This is a genomic window from Marivirga tractuosa (genome assembly GCF_042140215.1).
Taxonomy (GTDB): Bacteria; Bacteroidota; Bacteroidia; order Cytophagales; family Cyclobacteriaceae; genus Marivirga; species Marivirga tractuosa_A.
Window position 1 is genome coordinate 416038 of sequence record NZ_CP159478.1, and the last position, 19577, is coordinate 435614.

The window sequence follows — 19577 nt, forward strand, 5'->3', positions numbered from 1 at the left end:
TAGATCAAAATCACATAAAAAAGTTCAACATTTATCAAAAAACCTTACATCTAAGGCCGATTATTTCATTTAAATCCACTTTAAATCCATTATTTACAAAGATTTGACCATATAATCGACTACATTTAAATTAACAAGAATTTAAATTCTTTAAAATATTATGAAATACATTTTTCTATTCCTTACATTACTATTGTTGAGTTGCCAAAATGATAATCCATTAGATTTTTTTACTCAAGTAAATAAGCTTGAGAAAATTGAAGGGAAAGCATCGTATTTGGATAGTCCATTTTTAAGTGCTGGAAAAAAACTTTATGTAGTAGGTCATCAAAACGGAAGATTCCCTGATTTAGGCTGGCATGTGGAAGGAGAAATGGGGGGAGTTTGGCTTCATCCAATTAAATTACTGGATGGATACCATGCGGAGATTAAAAATAATAATGGTCAAGAATGCCTTACCGATGCTAAAAGATTTTTTAATTATCCAGTAGGAAGTGAACAAGTGTTTGATTTAAAAAATATGGGAATAAATGTTTCCCAATTTCACTTTGTGCCTGAAAATGAAAATGGATTAATAATAGCTTACCAAATTGAAAATACTAAACAAGTAGAGAATAAATTTCAATTTACTTTTAATGCATCTATTGATTTAAGGCCAGTTTGGTTGTCAGATTCTTTAGAAATTGAAGATGGTCAGGATGAGGGAAATTGGGAGAAAAGACATGAAATTTTCGTAGCTAAAGACAATAAAAACAATTGGTTTACTGCTTTTGGAGGGAAAGGGTTTGAGCCTTCCGATTCTGAAAACTCATGCAAATTAAAAAGAAAAGGTCAAGGTTTTGATCAAGCTTTAAATAAAACTATAGAGCTAAAAGCTAATGAGGTAAAAACCATTTATTTAGTAGTGAGCGGTTCAGATAAAAGTGAAAAATCTGCTATTAATACTCATCAATACTTATCAAAAAATGCTGAGGAGTTATTAAAAGCTAAAATTAAAACATATCACACAATTCAGGAGAATAATAATTTGGTTACCAGAGATCAAGGCTTCAACCAAATGTATCGTTGGTTAAAATATAATTCACAATGGTTGATGCAGGAAGTAGACGGAATAGGAACTGGGTTAACAGCGGGTAGTCCAGATTATCCATGGTGGTTTGGGACAGATAATGGTTATGCTGTACAAGGATTACTGGCATCAGGTATGCACGAACAAGCATTGCAAACTATTGATTTGATAGCTAAGCTTTCTGAGAAAGCTAATGGAGCGACTGGTAAAATTATGCACGAAGCTTCTACCAATGGAGTGATTTTTAACCCTGGAAACCTCAACACTACCCCTAAATTTATCAGTATGCTTTGGAAAGCTTATGCATGGACTGGAGATGAAAAGTTGCTAGATTATTACAGCTTAGTAAATAATGCTGTGGATTGGATTGAATCAAAAGATAAAGATGGAAATGATTATCCTGATGGCGCTGGCATGATGGAAATTCATGGATTAGATAGTGAAATGATAGATGTGGTAGCCTATCAGTATGAAATGTATCTGGCAGCCGCAAATTTCGCGAAGGTTCAGAGGGACATGGTCTTAGTTGATGAATATCTTGTAAAAGCAAATAAGCTGAAAATAAAAATTAATGCCGATTGGTGGGTGGATAAATTCAATTCTTATGCTGATTTTAGGTCAACGAAAGCACAAGCTTTAAAACTAACAGAAGATGCTATTATTCGTGCAGATACGATTGATAAACCATGGTCTGTTACTGAATTAAAAAATACATTAGACACTTTAAAAGCTCAGGAAATTGAAGGTACTGCCCCTTTTGTAGTGCACCATAATTGGATTGTAAATACTCCAATGGAAGTAGGTGCTGCTGATAAAGAGAAAGCTGAAAAGGCACTAAAAACTGCTGAAAACTATAGCAATCGCTTTGGAATGTTTGTTACGGGTATAGATCGGGATGAACAACAAGAAGAAGCTTCCAAGTGGAAATCTTTTAGTTATGTAGGGGCTGTAATGACCTTGCCCACGGGTGTACAAGCCATAGCTGAAGCCAAATATGGAAATGCAGACAGAGCTTTAGAATATTTAAAAATGTTGCAAAATTCTTTTAGTTATGCTTTACCTGGTTCAATGTATGAAGTAAGTCCTGATTTTGGAATGATGACTCAGGCCTGGAATATTTATGCAGTTGCTGTCCCTGTAGTGGAAGAATTTTTTGGAATTCAACCCAAGGCATGGAAAAATGAAATTTTAATTAAACCTAACTTACCAACAGAATGGACAAATGTTAGTCTTGAAAATATAAAAATTGGTAATAATAAGCTGGATATATCTATTAAAAGAGTAAATAATATTCTTGAATTCCGTATTTCGCAATTACATAATTGGAAAATAATTTTTGATTTTTCTGATGCAAAAAACATCATTTATGATGGAAATAGGATTAAAGGAGGGAAAGTAGAGCTTTATGACAGATTACATAATTTAAAAGTGGAATTTTAATTTTTTATAAACATATATCACCAACTTTTCGTCTTATCAGGCGTTATATTTATTAAAACATATACAAGATGAACAAAGAACTTATTATACAGACAATAGTAATCACCTCAGCCATTTTACTCCCCTTTATTACAGGGTTTATAAACTCGAAAAAACAACAAAAAAAGTTAATACATCAAAAGGTGAGAAGTTAAAATAAAATTTAAAATTCTGGGTTTCTGCTGATAATTTATTCAGATATGAGCTCATGAATTTTATTTATATTTTCTTCTTTCAAAGGCTTACTAAAAAATCCTTTAACTAAGTTAATAGCATCGGCTTTTTCAATATCAAGTTTATCCGTTGATGAGCTAAGCATAAATACAGAAGTGTTTTTTTGGGAAGTAAAGTTTTTAATTTCGTCCAAAAACTCCCATCCATTCATTAAAGGCATATTAATATCTAGGAAAATAATATAGTGGGCATCTTTGGAATATTCTTCTTTTAAGTGTTCTAGTGCATATGTCCCATCCATATAAGTCCCTATTTCTTTAAAAACTGAAGAATCTTTTAATAAGATATTTGTCAGCATGATGGAAATTTCATCATCATCTACAATTAAGGTTTTGATTTTCATTCTTTTTCTTTATTTATTTCAATTTGTTGCGACTTTTCTACTACACTCTTTATGATATCATCTAGTTCCATAGCAGAATTCTCAATATGCTTATAAAATTCTTGCTTTTTCTCTTCCTCTATTTTACCCTCGCCTAATAGGTTAACTAATCCAATTAATCTAGCTAAAGGTGCCCTTACCACATGAGATTGCGTCCAGGCAATATCTTTTAGTTTTTCATTTTGAATTTCAATTGCCTCAATATGGCGATTTCTATCCGTAACATCATTTACTAATATAATTTCAGCAGGTCTTCCTTTGTAATTAAAACCATTTGAGCGTATTTCTACCGTTATTTTTTGACCATTTTTCTTTATGTGACAAAATTCACCATGAAATAAATTATGATGTGGCTTTTTAACGATGTTTAAGGATTTATTCAAAGATTCCATTTCTTTTTCTTCTTTTGGACGTATCTGCGTGATGTCCATTTGAAGAAACTCTTCATAAGAATAGCCATAATGCTCTATCGCAGCATCGTTTACATCTAAAAATTTGAGTGTTTCTCGGTCGAAAACCCACATTGGAAGCGGGCTAAAATGAAAAAGATCTGAATAACGTTGTTCTGATTTTCTAAGGTTTACTAATATTTTATTTCGTTCAATATTGTAAATTATACTTTTATGCAATACTGTGCTATTTAAAACATCTTTCAATAGATAGTCCGAAGCTCCTAACGCTAAAGATTTTACTGCAAAATCAGCATCAGAATAACCTGTTAGAATAATGATAGGCTGATTTTGGGAAAATAATTGTATCTCCTTAATTAAAGATTCTCCTTTTTTGTCAGGTAAACTTAAATCAAGAAATATGATATCAATTTCACGATTATTTTCATTTAAGATTTGTTTTGCAGAATGGAAATCTTCTGCCCGGAAGAGTTTTTGAACTAAATTGGTTTCCTCTAGATAGTCCTCAAATAGGACAAAATCACCTAGATTATCTTCAACTATTAGAACATTATATCTGCTTTCCGTCCCTTGCATACATTATTTCCTTCGATTAGGTAAGCTGACAATGTTAAACCAAAAGTCTTCTATACTTGAAATAGCTTCCATAAATCCTTTTATTTCCACTGGTTTGGTCACATAACAATTTGCATGATGCAGATAGGCTAAATCAATATCATTTTGAGAAGAAGAGGTAGTAAGCATAATGATAGGAATGTGCCTTTTCGACTCAATTGATTTAATTTCCTGCAGCACTTCATGACCACTTTTAATTGGCAAATTAATATCTAATAAAACCAAATCTGGTTCTTTTCTATTTTCATATCCTTCTTTTTGTAAAAGGATATTCAATGCTTCTTTACCATTTTTGGCAACATCCATAGTGTTGATAAATTTACTTTCCTCGAAAGCCTCTTGGGTCAAAATGATGTCCCCTTCGTTATCTTCTACTAAAAGTATATGGATAGATTTCATGTATTAATTTTTTATGGTCAAATGTAATAGTCAAGGCTTAAGCATTTATTTTACATGGTGGAAATACTTTTGTTCATAGTTATTGTGAAACTATATAAACTTATTTTTTTAATGTTTAAAGCTAAAAAAAATAACAAAGTTTAAATTATCACTCTATTCATTGATGTTACATTCAGATTTTCACACTTTTAAACTGTATAAAACATTAATTAATAAGTAGTAAATCCTTGATTAAATTATTTATTCAAGTAATTGATGAAAAGCTCAAGTAGCTTAAATTCAATGACTTTTATCATGATTTTTTGATAAAATCTATAAAAATCATAATTGCTATAAGAAAATTACAAAAAATATTTCGAACTTAAAGAAGTAAATAGCAAAATGTATACTTTAGTTTTATTGACAATGTATTCTAAAATTACATTTCTCTTGAGGGAATTATGACTTCGGTAAAGTAAAATAAAAGGTACTTCCATTATCTGCATCTGAATTCAACCAAATGCGCCCGTTCAAATGTTCGATTATCTTCTTAACGATTGCTAGACCCATTCCAGTACCTGAGTATTCATTTTTATTGTGAAGCCGCTGAAATATATTAAAAATTTTATCGTAATATTCTTTTTCAATACCAATACCGTTGTCTTTAACGGAGAACTTCCATTCATTTTTCAACTCTGTAGCTCGGATGATAATTTTTGGTGGGACTTTAGGATGACTATACTTCAGTGAATTTGATATAAGATTACTAAAAATTTGAACTAATGGAGAGGGGTGACCATAAATTTTAGGCAAATCTTTAAATTCTACATTTGCATTTAGCTCTTCAATTTTTTTACGCTGCAATAAGCAAACTTCATATATTACTTCATTTAAATCTACTTCTGTGATTTCCTCTTCTTTCTTGCCTATTTTGGAGTAATCCAATAAATCCAGAATTATTTGGCGCATACGTTTTGCACCATCCACTGCAAAGTCGATATACTGATTAGCTTTTTCATCCAATTGATCACCGTACTTTTTCTCTAATTGAGTTAAAAAGCCAGAGACCATTCTAAGCGGCTCTTGTAAATCATGGGAAGCAACATAAGCAAATTGTTCTAGTTCTGCATTGGAAATCTCCAAGTCTTTAGCATGTTTTTCTAAAGCCAGATTAGCTAATTTTATCTGCTCCTCAGCTTTTCTTTTCTCAGTTATATCTACAATTATTGAATCCCAAACGACTGTTTCATTAGGTTTTTTAACAGGGTTTCCGAAACCTTCATGCCAATAAATATTTCCATCAGGATGGTGGTATCTCCATACCGCATGCCAACGGGATAAATTTTTAGCAGATTCAAATATCGTTTCTTTCATTTCCTTTATATCACCTCCAGCCTCAATGTGTCTCCATATTTGTGCAGTATCTTGCATGCATTCTTCTGGGGTGAAACCAAAAATTTCTTCAGACCCCATGCTTACAAAGTCAAGTATGTCAGATCCGTCAGGTTTTAAGTGGTATTGAAATATTACGCCTGGGATATTATTGGAAATGTTTTGAAGACGTAGTTCTGTCATTTTTCGTTCATGTATATCCTGAAAACTACCATAAATCCGGACACACTTGCCATTTTCAAATTCTGGCTTACCAATCCCGCGTATCCACTTTTCATTTCCTTTGGCAGTAATTATGGGGAATTCATGATCCAAGGGTGTCCCGTTTTTCCTAGCATCTTCTATTGTATTCCACATAAAATCTCTGTAATCTTTCCTATAAAAGTTAATTGCCGATTCTATAGTGGGCACATATTCTTTTGGTAATTCATGAATTTCTTTAGTGATATCGGAAAAATAAACAGTTCTGTTTTTAAAATTTACCTCCCAACCACCAACTTTAGCTAATTTACTAGCATTCTCAATTGTTTCCTGCAATTCTATCATTTCAGTAACATCCCTACCATAAGAAAATACAAAACCCTCTTGACCGAAAATGTCTGATGAAAACCAGGATATCCATTTATATTCACCCCCTTTAGTTTTATATCGATTAATAAAATTATTTGAATGACGGTTTCCTGTTATGGTATCGCCAAATTCTTTAGTGGTTTCTAATAAATCATCAGGGTGAACAAATTCTGAAAAAGGATTAGTCGTGAGCTCTTCTTCTGTATAACCCAGCAAATCACAAAATGCTGGATTTACTTTAACGAAATTACCATCAGGTGATGCAATAGCTAATATTTCCGGAGCACTTTCAAAGAAAAGGTTAAGCTCTTCTTCTTGTTTTTTACGTATAATTTCTGCGCCTAAATACTGTTTTAAATTATTATAAAACATGACATTGTGGTCATTGTATTTTAATTTTTCAGTTGAGAAAAGAACTAAAACACCAATAACCTTTTCCTGGTAAAAAAGGGGGTAGCCCGTGGCAGATTTCAAACTAGCTTTTTGAGCTAACTTATACCTAAGGAAATCAGTATTTGAATCAATCTCATTCCAAACTTCATTCTCACGGCTTTTCAATATGGAACCTGGTAAACCTTCTCCAAATTTGAATGTATTTATAGTATTATCATCATAAAAAATTTCTTTATCACCACTTTTAGCATAACAAGCTGAAAGATGGAGTTCTCTTTTATTATGACTTATAATCCAAATTTCTCCTGCCTGATAGCCTCCAAATTCACTCAAGTATCTGATACTTTTACCAAGAACCTTGTTCAATCCATCTTCATGTTTGAAAAACTGAGATAGCTCATATTGAAGTTCTTGTTTAATTTGTTCTTGTTTATATTGGGTTTGGTCTCTTAAAGCACCTATCATGCGAGAAGGAAGACCGTTTTGATCTCTAATTAAATAACCTACATCTTCTACGTAGGCATATTGTCCATTTACATCCTTAAATCTATATTCATGCGACCATTTGAATTCCTTTGGATTTGCCAGAAACATATCCAGGTTTTGTAATATTTCTTCAATATCATCAGAATGAACCCATTGTGTCCAATCATTTAAACCAAAATTATCTTTATTAATTTTATGACCGAAAACACGTGTTAAGCTATTTCCCCAATAGATTTGATCATTTTTTATATCCCAGTCATAAATAGCATTATTAGTTGCTTTATTGATGTAAGTTAACCTTTCATTACTCTCCTTTATACTGCTTACGTAAGCTAAATTTTGCAAGATTACGGATATCAATCTTGAGGCTCTTTCGAGTATATTTATTTCTAAATCTTCAGGGGCTTTAATTGTGTCATGATAAATGGCATAAGTGGCAATTACTTTTCCCTTATCGTTAAATATGGGTTCAGACCAGCAAGACCTAAAGCCATATTTTTTTGCCAACTGAGTATAGTCACTCCATCTTTCATCATTGAAGATATCCTTAACTACTATTTGCTTTTTTAGGTAGGCAGCTGTTCCGCAAGAGCCTTGATTTTTTCCAATAGGAAGGTTCTCAATTTCTTCTAAATATTCTTTTGGCAAATCAGGAGAAATGAGGTTCTTAAGACTATTCTTCTCAATTGAAGTTAAGGAGGATTTCATGCCGTGAAATAAGGAATCAATTCCTGAGAGATAGTCATGCAATAATTTCTGAACTGGTTTTTCAGCTTTTATGCTGTTTTCCATCAAATCTTTTTCAATCTTATCTAATTTATCATTTAAAAACTGATGGCTTACGTCTTTGATGGCGCCAACTGCTCGAATAGCTTTTCCTTTTTCATCCCTTAATATGACTGCTCTATCTTCTACTCTAGCGTAATCGCCATCCTTTTTCTTAAAGCGATAATTTTCTTTCCACTCATTGACTTTGGGGTTGGAAAGTGCTGCTTCAATTCCAGTTTTGAAGGCATCAAAATCCTCAGGATGAACTAGGGAATCATGCATTTCCAAATTGCTTAACTTTTTGGAAGAACTGAAACCATATTTATTGCGATATCCCTCACCTAAAAATAATTCATCTTTTAAAGCATCATAATCCCAAATGCTTTCAGAACTTGCTTTCATAACAAGTTCGAGTCTTTCTTTTCCCTCTTTTAATTTATTTTCAATTTTAATTCTTTCGGTTATATCTCTGGAATTAGCTACAATACCTTGAACTGAAGGCTCTTCCATTAAATTTGAAATGTGCGATTCCAACCATCTCCATTCTTCTTTTTTATTTTTAAAACGAAAGGGTGACAATTGAACATGCTTTTCATTTTGCAATTTTTGAAATTCCTTAATCGTCCAATCCTTATCCTCAGGATGTATGAAATCAAAGGCATTTTTGCCAATAAATTCTTCTGGCTTTATCCCTAAGATAGTGGTTGAAGTAGGACTAACATAAGTATAGTTTCCTTCTAAATCTAAAATTGCAATTAAATCCGCACCCTCTTGTACTAGGGATTTAAATCTTCTTTCACTATGTTTTAATTGTTCTTCTGCTTCAATCTTATCTGTTGCATCTCTTGCAACACAGTTCATCAAGTTTTGCTCTTCCTCCCAGTGAGCCGACCATACAATAGGCACTATTTTACCATTCTTATGTCGATATCGGTTTTCAAAGTTTCTGTATTGTTTGCCTTCTTTAATTTCATGAGCTACTTTTTCAGTCAACTCTTTATCTTCTTCAATAACGTAATCCATGAAAGCTTTACCTTCCAATTCTTCTGCTTTGTAACCCCACAATTGTTCAGATGATTGGCTGACCATCTGGAAAACACCATTTTCATCTATCAAACAAAGTGTATCTAGAGAACTGTCGAGTACTTGTTGTAGCTTTTGCCTGCTTTTTTTAAGCTCTTTATTTGCAATATGTGTTTCGGTTACATTAAGAGAAGTTATAAAAATGCCATCAACTCTATTTTCTGCTGATAAAATGGGCTTGAATTTTAATTCATAATATTTCTTTTCGCCATCCAATGAAATTTGCAGAATGGTTTTGGCTTGTTGTTTTTTCCAGACTTGCTTAATGATTTGGTTTAGTTCTTCCTTTTGTTCTTGTTTTACTAATTGGATGAGTTTGAGTCCTTTTTTTAATTCTTTTTGGAATAGTAGATCATAATGGGTCTTCATTTGATAATTATAAGATACCACATTAAGTTCTGGATCAATATACATAAAGGCTTCATCAGTATTATTAATCAATAACTCTAGCTCATGCAAGAGGGATAGCCTTTGACTAATATCAGTCCCTGTTCCAAAAATACATCGTTCTCCCTCATATTGAATTGTTGAAGCTGTAAAATATAGAGGTACTTTGCCATTACTTTTAGTACTTAACCAAGCTTCTAATTCTGTATAGCCCTTTTCTAAAACTTCATTTATATGTTTTTTTACTTTTTCTTTTTCCTCTCCTTGATACATATCAACTGGAGATAAAGATGCTATCTCATCATGACTATACTCTGTAATTTTCTCTAATTGTTTGTTCCATAATAGATGCTCTCCTTTTTGATTAAACAGGAAAAATGCGGCAGGAAGATTTCTTATTATATCTTGGGTTAGTGAGTTCTGATCTGTTAATTTTTCTTGAGATTGCACAAACTCAGAAATATCTTGAAAAACCCCAATTAACTTTATTGGATTGCCTTTTTCATCTTTAAAAATATTGGCTTTGGAGCGGACATGTATGATGTTTCCAGTTTTTGTGAACAGCTTTTTTTCAATAAAATATTCTGTTTCATTTTGAAGTACATCTTCCATTAGGGAAGTGGCCCGCTCTCTGTCATCAGGGTGTATTACTTCTAAGCCCTTCTCAAAAGTGACTTTAAATTCCTGAGGTATATAGCCTAGCATTTGGAAAACTCCGTCAGACCAGGATAATTTATTTTCTTTTAAATCTAATTCCCAAGTTCCAGATTTGGTTAAGGCTTCAACTTGTTCATGGAGTAATTTTATTTTATTAAATTCTAAAGCATCCATAAGAATTAAACTATTGTAGTCAGTTCATAAGAAAACTGAACTTTTAAGATAGTAACAATATAATGATTTCATTGGGCTTATGTAATAAAATATCGATGAGCTTTGGATAATAGAAGAGGAAAAATGGATTAATTTTTTTTATGATTTTATTCGATATTTTCTGAACCCTTCATTTGAGCATGAAAATCCAATATAAAGATAGCCATTACATAAAAAGGAATCATCACAATTCTGTAGCGTGAAAGTGTACCAAAATTATAAGTGGAAATGCCAACACCAAAGGCAAAAATAATGGCAAAAATTAAGCAGAAGAGAATGATTGGTGAACGGATACTTTGAGTAATATGCAATAACTTATTTCTATATAACAATCGAATAGTTAAGCCTAGTAAAAACAAAGCTTCCAAGGCAGAAAGCAACATTAATGGATTGTTGACTTCCCAAAGATAGGGTCGGAATAAGGATACATTAATTGCTTGTGGGGCTAATTTTATCATGCTGGTAAATGTACCGTCTAATTCCCCTAGAGAATAACCAGAACCAGCATCCTTTCCTGTCCAATAACGAATGTCGTAAGCTGTTACTTGAGCGGTTTCAGCTATTTGATCAAGCGCATATCTTTTATTATCCTCTCCGGCTTTAAGCGCTACATAATATGCTACTCCCCCTCCAATAGCTAATAAAAAAGGAGCAACTAATATTTTAGCAACTAAAGAGCGTATTCGTCCTATTCTATAAAAGAAATACCACAAGATTAAAGCAGGCATTAAACATAAAAAGATATAAAGCTTGACTGAGGTAATAATATAAATGGATAGTAATAAGAGCAGAACGTTCCAAAGTAAATTCTTTCTTTCAAAAAAGATTTGAATAAATGAATAGACTAAGAATCCTGTTGCTCCTAAAGTTACCGTGTCTTTCAATATACCCGAACCCCAGAAAAACACTGTAGGGATAAAAAATATTGCGATTGCAAAATGAAGCTTCAACTCTGGGTAAATATTGCAGAATGATTGATACATCATCCATAAGCCCCAGAAAGAAAAAAATGCAAAGAATAAAGCCGTTCCAGCATAAGAATTATAGGTAAGTATTCCGAATATAGAAGCTATTCGAACAATGAAATAGGAGGTAGTGTCTCTATACATCCATATTTTAGAGGAGTACTTATAGGTTTCTGCATCGAATTCACCATTTGCTGTCAATAGTTTTAATCCTGCTGAGAAATTTTCGTAAAAAGCACTTACTATATGGGAAGCGCCATGGGTATAATAAGTAAATGTATCTCCTCCTCCGTAATAAAATTGATAGACGAGACCAACACCAATTGCTCCCACCATTTTCAATAATAAAGCAGGATAAAAATATTTCTTAGTTTCTTTATCCGCGGATACTTCTCTTAAGCCGTATGCAATAAACATAAGAACAAAAAAAGTAATAGGCGCTATAAGGAAATCAATTGGTTTCACGCCCTAAAACTACAAATCTTTCAACTTATCTTTTGCACTTTTAAATATTGCTTGCTTTCTACCCGCTTTTTTCTTTGCCTTTTTATAATATTCTTTTGCCAATTCAGGTTCATCTTGCTTTTCAGCTATTATTCCCAAATGGTAAATACTGTAGAGATAATATCCTGCTTCTTCTTCGCCCACGCTTTCTGAGGAAATCATAGCCCTTTCGTAATATTTTTTGGCCTCATCTAACTTAGCTTGTCTTTCATAAATTTGGCCGAGAAAAAAACCAGCATAACGTCCAGATGTACCACCGTATCCAGTTTTTGCACTGTCTAAGTTTTGAAATATTTCCAAACATTCTCGTTCTGAGTCTTGTATACGACCTGCAGTGTAGAGTAGGCGGGCGTAAAATCTGTGGAAATATGCGTTTTGAGGATAAGTTTCATGGAGGTATTCTGAAAGTTGTAATCCTTTTCTTAATTCTCCTTCATCTAATGCCCAAATTCTCATTAAAAAGTATTGAGCTTCAGTTCGTGTATAAAAGGCATTTTGGGCTACTTTAGTTAATTGTTCAACTCCTAATTTTTTATCTCCGTCTTCAAAAAAACTTAATACCGGTTTTAATATAGGGTAATGCTCTGGAACCCATTCTACATAGTAATTATATAAGGCATCGCCAAAGAGAAATTCAGGGCTTAAATTTTTATTTCCTTTGCTTTCCTCCATATAATTCAAGGCATTTCGAGCTTCAAAAGCAGCTTTAGTCCAACTTTGATTTTCCGCATAAAATCTACCTTTAAAACCATGAATGGCGGCAAGAAAAAAGGTGGCTTCTAAGTTTTCTTCATCACGCTCTTTTATAGCTTCAGCATAAAACTGAGCGGTGTCCAAATAGGCAATCATTTTTTCATTATCAGGATAATGAGAAGGTTCAGGGAGGATTTTCCACCATTCATTTAAGCCATATAAAAAATAGGGAAGTGGATGATTTGGAAATCTATATCGTAACCACCTAAAGTCTTTCTCAACTTTATCATGTTCTGCATTATATATTGCATTAACGGAAGTATTCACTTCCATTTGGATGTACATATTATTGAGCAGTATACTACTGTCTTGCTCCATTACGTACTGTGCCTTAATGGAGAAAGAAATAGTGAGAGCAATTGTTAAAAAGAGTAATTTTCTGATCATTTAAAATATTATGAACACAACAAAATTAAAAAAGCTCGACTGAAATCGAGCTTTATTAAAAATATATTATATGAAAATGTTTAATGTGCCATCTGTTTTTCCTTATATTTTTTGATTTGTCTCCTCAAAGCTTCGGAAGCAGCATCAACACCAGCTTCAAAAGAGTCACTTTTTTCTTTAGCAAAAAGCTGGTTGCCCGGAATATTTAATTTCACTTCCACAATTTTGTTTGAATTACTAGAGTCTTTATCCAACCTTAGGAAAACTTCCCCATCGATAAATCGATCATAAAAGGTTTCTAGTTTGTCAATTCGCTTTTGAATAAAGTCTAATAACTTTACGTCTGCGTCAAAGTGGATCGAATGCATTTGTAGCTTCATGATTTTTGTGTTTTATGGTTAAACTTACGCTTTAGGATGTGCCTGATCAAACACCTTTTTGAGTTTGTCAAGCGAATTATGGGTGTAGACCTGAGTGGCAGCCAAACTGCTGTGTCCCAGCAAATCTTTTACTGCATTGAGGTCTGCCCCTTTATTTAATAAATGTGTTGCAAATGTATGCCTCAGAACATGAGGACTTATTTTACTTATGGTTGTAACCTGATTGAGATACTTTTTTGTAATTCGATTTACCATCATAGGATAAGCTTCGTTTCCATTATTAGAAACGATTAAGGGACTACTCTCGTTGTCAGAAAACAGTTTATTTTTGTGGGTGATGTAAGTATTCAATCGACTTAGTATTTTAGTATGGAACGGAATGATTCTTTCTTTATTTCCTTTTCCTAATACTCTTATGGTTTTGGATTGAATATTAAAATCGGAATATTTTAAACCAATCAATTCAGACAATCTTATGCCTGTTCCATAAAGCAATTCCATGATCAGTGCATCCCTGCTTCCTTCAAAGTCATCGGTGAATTCAATAATGGACAATAAGTTATCGATTTCCTTTTCCTGCACGAACTGTGGAAGTTCTTTGCTGGTTTTTAAGGCTTTTATTTTTTGAGTAGGGTTTTGAGTTACAGCCTCTCTTGATATGGCAAATTTATAAAAAGCTCTTAAGGAAATGATTTTTCTATTGATGCTTTTGGGATTCATTTTTTCCTGCATCAAAGCCACTATCCAAGCACGAATATGCCTGTGTTCTGCTCTTAATAAATCTTGAAATTGATATTGACTTTCTAAAAATAGGGTGAATTGATTCAAATCATTTTGATAGGAAATAAGGGTATGCTTGCTGTAGCGTTTTTCAAATTCTAAATATTTCAGGAAAGTATTCAGCATAAAGTAATAACCTATCTAGATCTAATGAAGGAACTACTTAAGTTGGGGCAAAAAAAAGTTAGTATCCTTTTACCTGCAATTATTGCAAGTGGATACTAACTTAATAAATTTATTTGAGAAATGCTAAATAAAATTAGCTATCTAAATCCCTCATTTTTTGCCTATAGGCGGCACGGATAACTTCTTTTCTTCTGGCTACAGAAGGCTTTACGAAGTGTTGACGAGCACGGACTTCTTTCAAAGCACCAGTCTTCTCAAACTTCTTTTTAAAGCGTTTTAAAGCTTTATCAATCGATTCGTTTTCTTTTACGTTTACTACGATCATAATTTACACCTCCTCTCGTGAATAATCTCTCAAAATTTTTAAGCTATTGTTTATTAATAATTTAGCCCTATGTTTTGAGGACTGCAAAGGTAGAAGAATGTTTTTGGAAAACCTAACTAGATTGAATTTCTATGCTAAGTAAGCCAAAATTCATAATATGCCTGTCAATCTATAAAAATCATACATACTTACACGAAAGGCTTCTTTCTGGTCTGAAGTTTTAAATAAGGCTTGTTTTTTGTTTTTGTATGTTACGAACAACTCAACCTCATCTATCATTTTATTGTAAAGCCTGCTGCTAAAAAGCATTTCATCCCTTCGCTTTTCACCACCTAAAACAAATTTACCGCTCTCATCAGATTCAATTGCTTCCCATTTAACTTCAAAACCCTCTTTTTCAATCGATTTGGCCATTTCAATTATAGGGTATGCTCTATTTACTCTCCAGTTTACAACCAGAGAAATGTTGAAATAAAAATCTGTGGTATCTAATTCACGATCTTCATAGCGATAAATTCGCCAACCTCCTTCTTCCATTACCTCCAAATCATAGTTGGTTTGCCTCATATTTCTGAAAAATATATAAGCATCATCAGTATAATTGAATCTTAGCTTTTCCAATTCTACTTTTTCGGAAGTATTAACGGAACAAGCGATATTGACTATCAAGAAAAATAAAATGAATTTCTTCATGCTAAGGAAAACTGAAAATAGATGGTCAGGTTTGGATATTTACTTAATTTGTAAGATTTATTAATTCAACTCTTTATACCTAAAACAACTTGTCAAATGATCGTTTACCAATCCGCAGGCTTGCATGTGGGCGTACATAATGGTACTTCCCACAAATTTAAATCCTCTTTTCTTCAAATCTTTGCTCAATGCATCTGATTCAGGAGAAGTGGCAGGCGCCTCTTGCATAGATTTTATTTGATTGATGATGGGTTTGTGATTGACAAAGGACCAAATGTATTGATCAAAACTTCCAAATTCATTCTGGATTTCCAAAAACTTTTGAGCATTGGTAACAGTCCCATTTACTTTTAATTTATTCCTTATAATTCCAGGATTTTGTAATAATTCATCAATCTTAGGTTGGTCAAATTTAGCTACTTTTTCAGGTTCAAATTCAGCAAAAAGATTTCTGTAGTTCTCTCTTTTCTTTAATACAGTTGCCCAGCTTAACCCAGCCTGGGCACCTTCTAATATCAGGAATTCAAAGTGTTTTCTATCATCATGAACAGGTACTCCCCATTCTTCATCATGATATTGGATGTATTGATCAAAACCCAGACACCAAGGGCATCTTTCCTTCTCAGTGGACATAACTTGCTGCGTTAATATCGATAGTTGTTCCAGTGGCATGATCCATCAAGCCTGACATAAGCATGGCAATAGTAGGAGAAACATCTTCTGGTTCGGTCAGTTTGGTGAGCGCAATATCATCCAAAGCAAATCCTTCTCCATATTGATCTATAAATTGTTGCGCCATATCAGTTCTTACAAAACCTGGAGCTACTGTGAAAGCTTTAATATTTTGCTTTCCGAAAGCTCTGGCAATTGATTTGGTTAAGGAAACCACAGCACCTTTTGAAGTGGCATAAGCCAAATAGTCTGCAGTATCCCCTCGAAAAGCAGCACGAGAAGATATATTTACAATTCTACCTCCTTTTTCCTGTTTTTGAAACTGTACTATGCTTCTTTTACATAATAAACCAACTGCATTTACATTTACATCCATGGTCTTTAACCAATCATCTGTCCATTCTACCGCATTTTTATGAATATCGGATGATAAAGCAATTCCGGCATTATTTACGATACCATCTAATCTACCCTCAAAGTATTCTAATGATTCGCTAAATAATTGAGCCACTTCCATTGCCCCTGATAAATCTGCTTTAATCAAGTGAATATTTGAGCCTAATTCATTTTTTAACTTTTGAGCAGATTCTTCATTTCGATTATAGTGGGCTACAACGTATGCACCACATTCTACTAAGGTTCGGGTGATAGCAGCACCAATCCCACGGGTTCCGCCAGTTACTAAAATGTGTTGGTTTGAACAGTCAATTTTCATACAATAAGGTATAGAGGTTAATTCAAAATCAATTTAGCAAAAAATTTATTCTATTAAAGCCTCAAATTAAATTCATTGAGCAGGATTAGCTTCAAAATAAATTACCTCCCCCTCATCAATTTCTAAATTAATCTGCAAAGGATTGCAACAGACTTCACAATCTTCCACATATGACTGTTTAGATATGCTTGCGTCTACCAACATACTGATTTCTTGAAAACAATGCGGACAATGGAAGAAATGTTCTATCATATTTTGTATAAATAAATATCAACTTTTTTAATTAAAATTATGTTTACACAACAAGGAAAGTTTTGACTATTTTTCGACTTAAATTATTAATTTACTAATATTGTAGGTATGGTAGACGCAAAAGTTACATATGATAGTGTAGTTGCTGCTAAATATTTATTAGCTACAGCATATTCCAAAAATAAAGTTTTGAACGTGACTAAAGTTCAAAAGCTTTTATATATGGCTTATGGCTATTTTTTATCAAAAAAAAACCGGGTTTTATTAACGGAAAAACCTAAAGCATGGCCCTATGGCCCTGTTTTCCCGAGGACTAGAAAAAAAGTGAATTATTCTGATATAATAGATATGGACTTAGAGGAATTTGCAGAGATTAAATCGGATATTGAAGTTAATGATTTTTTTAATTTACTAGTTGATAAGTACTCTAAATATTCTGCTTCACAGTTGTCAGAATGGTCTCACGCTGAGGGTGGCGCATGGGATATGACTGTAAAGCAAAATGGGTTTGATTGGAATCAGCCTATTGCTGATGAGCATATAATTGAGTATTTTAAAAAAATTGACTTTTGAATGTCTAAAAAGGAGAATTTAGAATCAATATTAACCAAAATCAGTTATAATGCTTTGCATGACAAAGATGTTGATTCTGATGATTTGAATCTTCAACAAAAAAGATTTGAAATCCTTAGATATAATGAAGATACGAATAGCAGAAAAAAATTAGCGTATTGGGCAGCAACTGTTGTATCAATTTATTTATTTCTGGTTTTAACAATTTTATTATTTAACAACTCTTTTATTAAGCTTTCAGATCAGGTATTGTCTATTCTACTGGGAACAACAACCCTGAATGTACTAGGATTAATGTATATTGTATTGAAAGGGTATTTTAAAGTAAAATAATCAATAAAAATCAAAGACAAACGTTTCAAATGATATGAAAAAATTAACCTTAACACTCGCATCCTTATTTTTTATTATACAATTCTCCAATGGCCAAGTGGGAGAAAGTTTTCCGGAAATGACAGGATCAAGTTTAACCGATGAGGAAATCACGGTTCCTTCTGCAACTCAAGATAAAATGACCTTGATTGGTATTGCATTCAGCAAAAAGCAGAGGATGATTTAAAAACCTGGTTCCAGCCTATTTGGGAGAGATTTATAAGAGAAGCAGACCCAAATGCGCTGATTCCTGAAATGAAGCCTGATGTAAATGTAGTATTCATCCCGATGTTTACTGGATTAAAAAGAGGAGCTTCCGGATCTGCCATAAGAAAAATGCAGAAAGATGTTGATAAAAAGCTTCATCCTCATGTTATAGTTTACAGTGGTAAAATGGGGGACTATGAAGACTTATTGAAGATGTCTGAAAAAGATAAACCTTACTTTTATGTGGTGAATAAGGAAGGAGAAATAATTTATACCACTTCAGGTAGATCATCCATCAGAAAATTAAATGAAGTGGAGGAATTAGTGACTGACTATTAAACGATTCCTAAATATTGAAGGAAGCGGAGAATCAAATTATATAACCCAAAGATTGCAATAGCTAATATAAAATGGAAATTAATCCTTTTCTAAAGGTGATTTTTACTTTTTGAGGATTTTCATTTTCCATAATTATGAGATCACATTTAGTGCTGCTTTGATAACATTAGCCTGTATTTCTTTGCTTTTTCCTTTTAATTCTCCATCCACTTGGAGCAATTCTGCTTCTTCACAATAAATTGTTGCCTTTTCTACTTTATGAATCTCAACATATGGAGAGTTTTTGATATCTCCTAAAAAGGATTCTAAAGTTAAGGATAATAAATCTCGCATAGGGATAGGTTTGAAAATAACCAATTCAAATGATCCATCATCCATTCGGCTTCCTGGGTTTATAACTGCTCCAGTACCATAGCTGGAAGCATTGGCCATCACTATCATTTCAGCTTTAAGTGTTTTGTTAGTCCCATTAAATTCAATCCTGAATTCGGTGGATTTTTTATCCATTAAAGAGCCAAAAAATGATTTTGCATAGGAAAGCATTCCTCTTTCACCACTTTCTTCGAAGTCTTTTATCATTTGTGCATTAAAACCCAAGTCGCTTAAATGAAGACAGATAAATTCATTATTGATATGAATGACATCCATTGAAAGTGTTTTTCCACGCATTATTAATTCTAGGCTTTCTTCAGTATCTTCCTCAATTTCCAATTCGTGGGCTAAACCATTTGCCGAACCTAAAGGAATGATCCCCATTTGGGTTGAGGTGTTTAAGAGAATTTGCGCTACTAAGTTCACCGTGCCATCTCCACCGCAAGCCACTATAGTATCTGCCTGATATTCTGCCTGCTTTTCTTTGATTTTTTCTAAATCATTTTCCCCACTTGTATAGAAAAGCGTATATTCCTTCTTATTTTTATCACACTGACTAGAAATTAGCTTTTCCAAAGTGGATTTGTCGTTATTCCCTGATTTGGGATTGATAATAAAAAGTAGCTTTTTGGGTACCATTAAGACT

General features: G+C 33.0%; 19 protein-coding genes. 5 read left to right on the top strand and 14 right to left on the bottom strand.

The genetic code is table 11. The features are described from left to right. The first annotated feature begins 160 nt into the window (after positions 1–160). Positions 161–2509 carry a glycogen debranching protein gene (locus ABWH96_RS01805; protein WP_375579838.1) on the top strand — a complete coding sequence of 783 codons (2349 nt, stop codon included), beginning with the start codon at positions 161–163 and terminating at the stop codon, positions 2507–2509. 229 nt (positions 2510–2738) lie between these two features. Here the strand turns inward: ABWH96_RS01805 and ABWH96_RS01810 are convergent, their stop codons facing one another. From ABWH96_RS01810 to ABWH96_RS01870, 13 genes are all read right to left on the bottom strand, one after another. Continuing rightward, entirely contained in the window at positions 2739–3125 is a 387-nt protein-coding gene (locus ABWH96_RS01810; protein WP_375579839.1) for a response regulator, read from the bottom strand. Beyond that, complete coding sequence (locus ABWH96_RS01815; protein WP_375579840.1) at positions 3122–4150, bottom strand: response regulator; 1029 nt, start codon at positions 4148–4150, stop codon at positions 3122–3124. Before ABWH96_RS01815 ends, ABWH96_RS01810 begins: the two co-directional genes overlap by 4 nt. Before the next feature lie 3 nt (positions 4151–4153). Beyond that, complete coding sequence (locus ABWH96_RS01820; RefSeq protein ID WP_375579841.1) at positions 4154–4588, bottom strand: response regulator; 435 nt, start codon at positions 4586–4588, stop codon at positions 4154–4156. A gap of 438 nt (positions 4589–5026) precedes the next feature. Then, positions 5027–10477 (bottom strand): PAS domain S-box protein, encoded by a 5451-nt coding sequence (locus tag ABWH96_RS01825; RefSeq protein ID WP_375579842.1) that lies wholly within the window; start codon positions 10475–10477, stop codon positions 5027–5029. A 146-nt stretch (positions 10478–10623) separates the two neighbouring features. Continuing rightward, positions 10624–11898, bottom strand: coding sequence for a hypothetical protein (locus ABWH96_RS01830; protein WP_375579843.1), 1275 nt, complete (start codon positions 11896–11898; stop codon positions 10624–10626). Positions 11899–11955: 57 nt separating this feature from the next. Then, positions 11956–13125, bottom strand: a complete 1170-nt coding sequence (locus tag ABWH96_RS01835) for a tetratricopeptide repeat protein (RefSeq protein ID WP_375579844.1) — start codon at positions 13123–13125, stop codon at positions 11956–11958. Positions 13126–13205: 80 nt separating this feature from the next. Continuing rightward, positions 13206–13505 carry a ribosome hibernation-promoting factor, HPF/YfiA family gene (hpf, locus tag ABWH96_RS01840; RefSeq protein ID WP_375579845.1) on the bottom strand — a complete coding sequence of 100 codons (300 nt, stop codon included), beginning with the start codon at positions 13503–13505 and terminating at the stop codon, positions 13206–13208. Positions 13506–13529: 24 nt separating this feature from the next. Next, positions 13530–14411, bottom strand: a complete 882-nt coding sequence (xerA, locus tag ABWH96_RS01845) for a site-specific tyrosine recombinase/integron integrase (RefSeq protein WP_375579846.1) — start codon at positions 14409–14411, stop codon at positions 13530–13532. Positions 14412–14544: 133 nt separating this feature from the next. Continuing rightward, complete coding sequence (gene rpsU / locus ABWH96_RS01850; RefSeq protein ID WP_085516059.1) at positions 14545–14736, bottom strand: 30S ribosomal protein S21; 192 nt, start codon at positions 14734–14736, stop codon at positions 14545–14547. 150 nt (positions 14737–14886) lie between these two features. Further along, entirely contained in the window at positions 14887–15429 is a 543-nt protein-coding gene (locus ABWH96_RS01855) for a hypothetical protein (RefSeq protein ID WP_375579847.1), read from the bottom strand. Positions 15430–15489: 60 nt separating this feature from the next. Continuing rightward, positions 15490–16062: a DNA-3-methyladenine glycosylase I gene (locus ABWH96_RS01860; protein WP_375579848.1), complete on the bottom strand. Its 573-nt coding sequence runs from the start codon at positions 16060–16062 to the stop codon at positions 15490–15492. Continuing rightward, entirely contained in the window at positions 16052–16816 is a 765-nt protein-coding gene (locus tag ABWH96_RS01865) for an SDR family NAD(P)-dependent oxidoreductase (RefSeq protein WP_375579849.1), read from the bottom strand. Before ABWH96_RS01865 ends, ABWH96_RS01860 begins: the two co-directional genes overlap by 11 nt. Before the next feature lie 72 nt (positions 16817–16888). Continuing rightward, positions 16889–17068, bottom strand: a complete 180-nt coding sequence (locus ABWH96_RS01870) for a CPXCG motif-containing cysteine-rich protein (protein WP_375579850.1) — start codon at positions 17066–17068, stop codon at positions 16889–16891. 108 nt (positions 17069–17176) lie between these two features. Here ABWH96_RS01870 and ABWH96_RS01875 point away from each other — a divergent pair, with 108 nt between their 5' ends. The 4 genes from ABWH96_RS01875 to ABWH96_RS01890 all read left to right on the top strand — a co-directional run bounded on the left by ABWH96_RS01875 (position 17177) and on the right by ABWH96_RS01890 (position 18559). Then, positions 17177–17641 (top strand): Panacea domain-containing protein, encoded by a 465-nt coding sequence (locus tag ABWH96_RS01875; RefSeq protein ID WP_375579851.1) that lies wholly within the window; start codon positions 17177–17179, stop codon positions 17639–17641. Then, positions 17642–17974 carry a hypothetical protein gene (locus ABWH96_RS01880; RefSeq protein WP_375579852.1) on the top strand — a complete coding sequence of 111 codons (333 nt, stop codon included), beginning with the start codon at positions 17642–17644 and terminating at the stop codon, positions 17972–17974. Between the two features lie 34 nt (positions 17975–18008). Then, on the top strand, positions 18009–18200 hold the full coding sequence (locus tag ABWH96_RS01885) for a hypothetical protein (RefSeq protein WP_375579853.1): 192 nt from the start codon (positions 18009–18011) through the stop codon (positions 18198–18200). Between the two features lie 68 nt (positions 18201–18268). Next, positions 18269–18559, top strand: a complete 291-nt coding sequence (locus ABWH96_RS01890; RefSeq protein WP_375579854.1) for a hypothetical protein — start codon at positions 18269–18271, stop codon at positions 18557–18559. Between the two features lie 132 nt (positions 18560–18691). Here ABWH96_RS01890 and ABWH96_RS01895 read toward each other — a convergent pair whose 3' ends face one another. Beyond that, a complete protein-coding gene (locus ABWH96_RS01895; RefSeq protein ID WP_375579855.1) occupies positions 18692–19570 on the bottom strand; it encodes a diacylglycerol/lipid kinase family protein in 879 nt (292 codons plus the stop codon). Between the last annotated feature and the right edge of the window lie 7 nt (positions 19571–19577).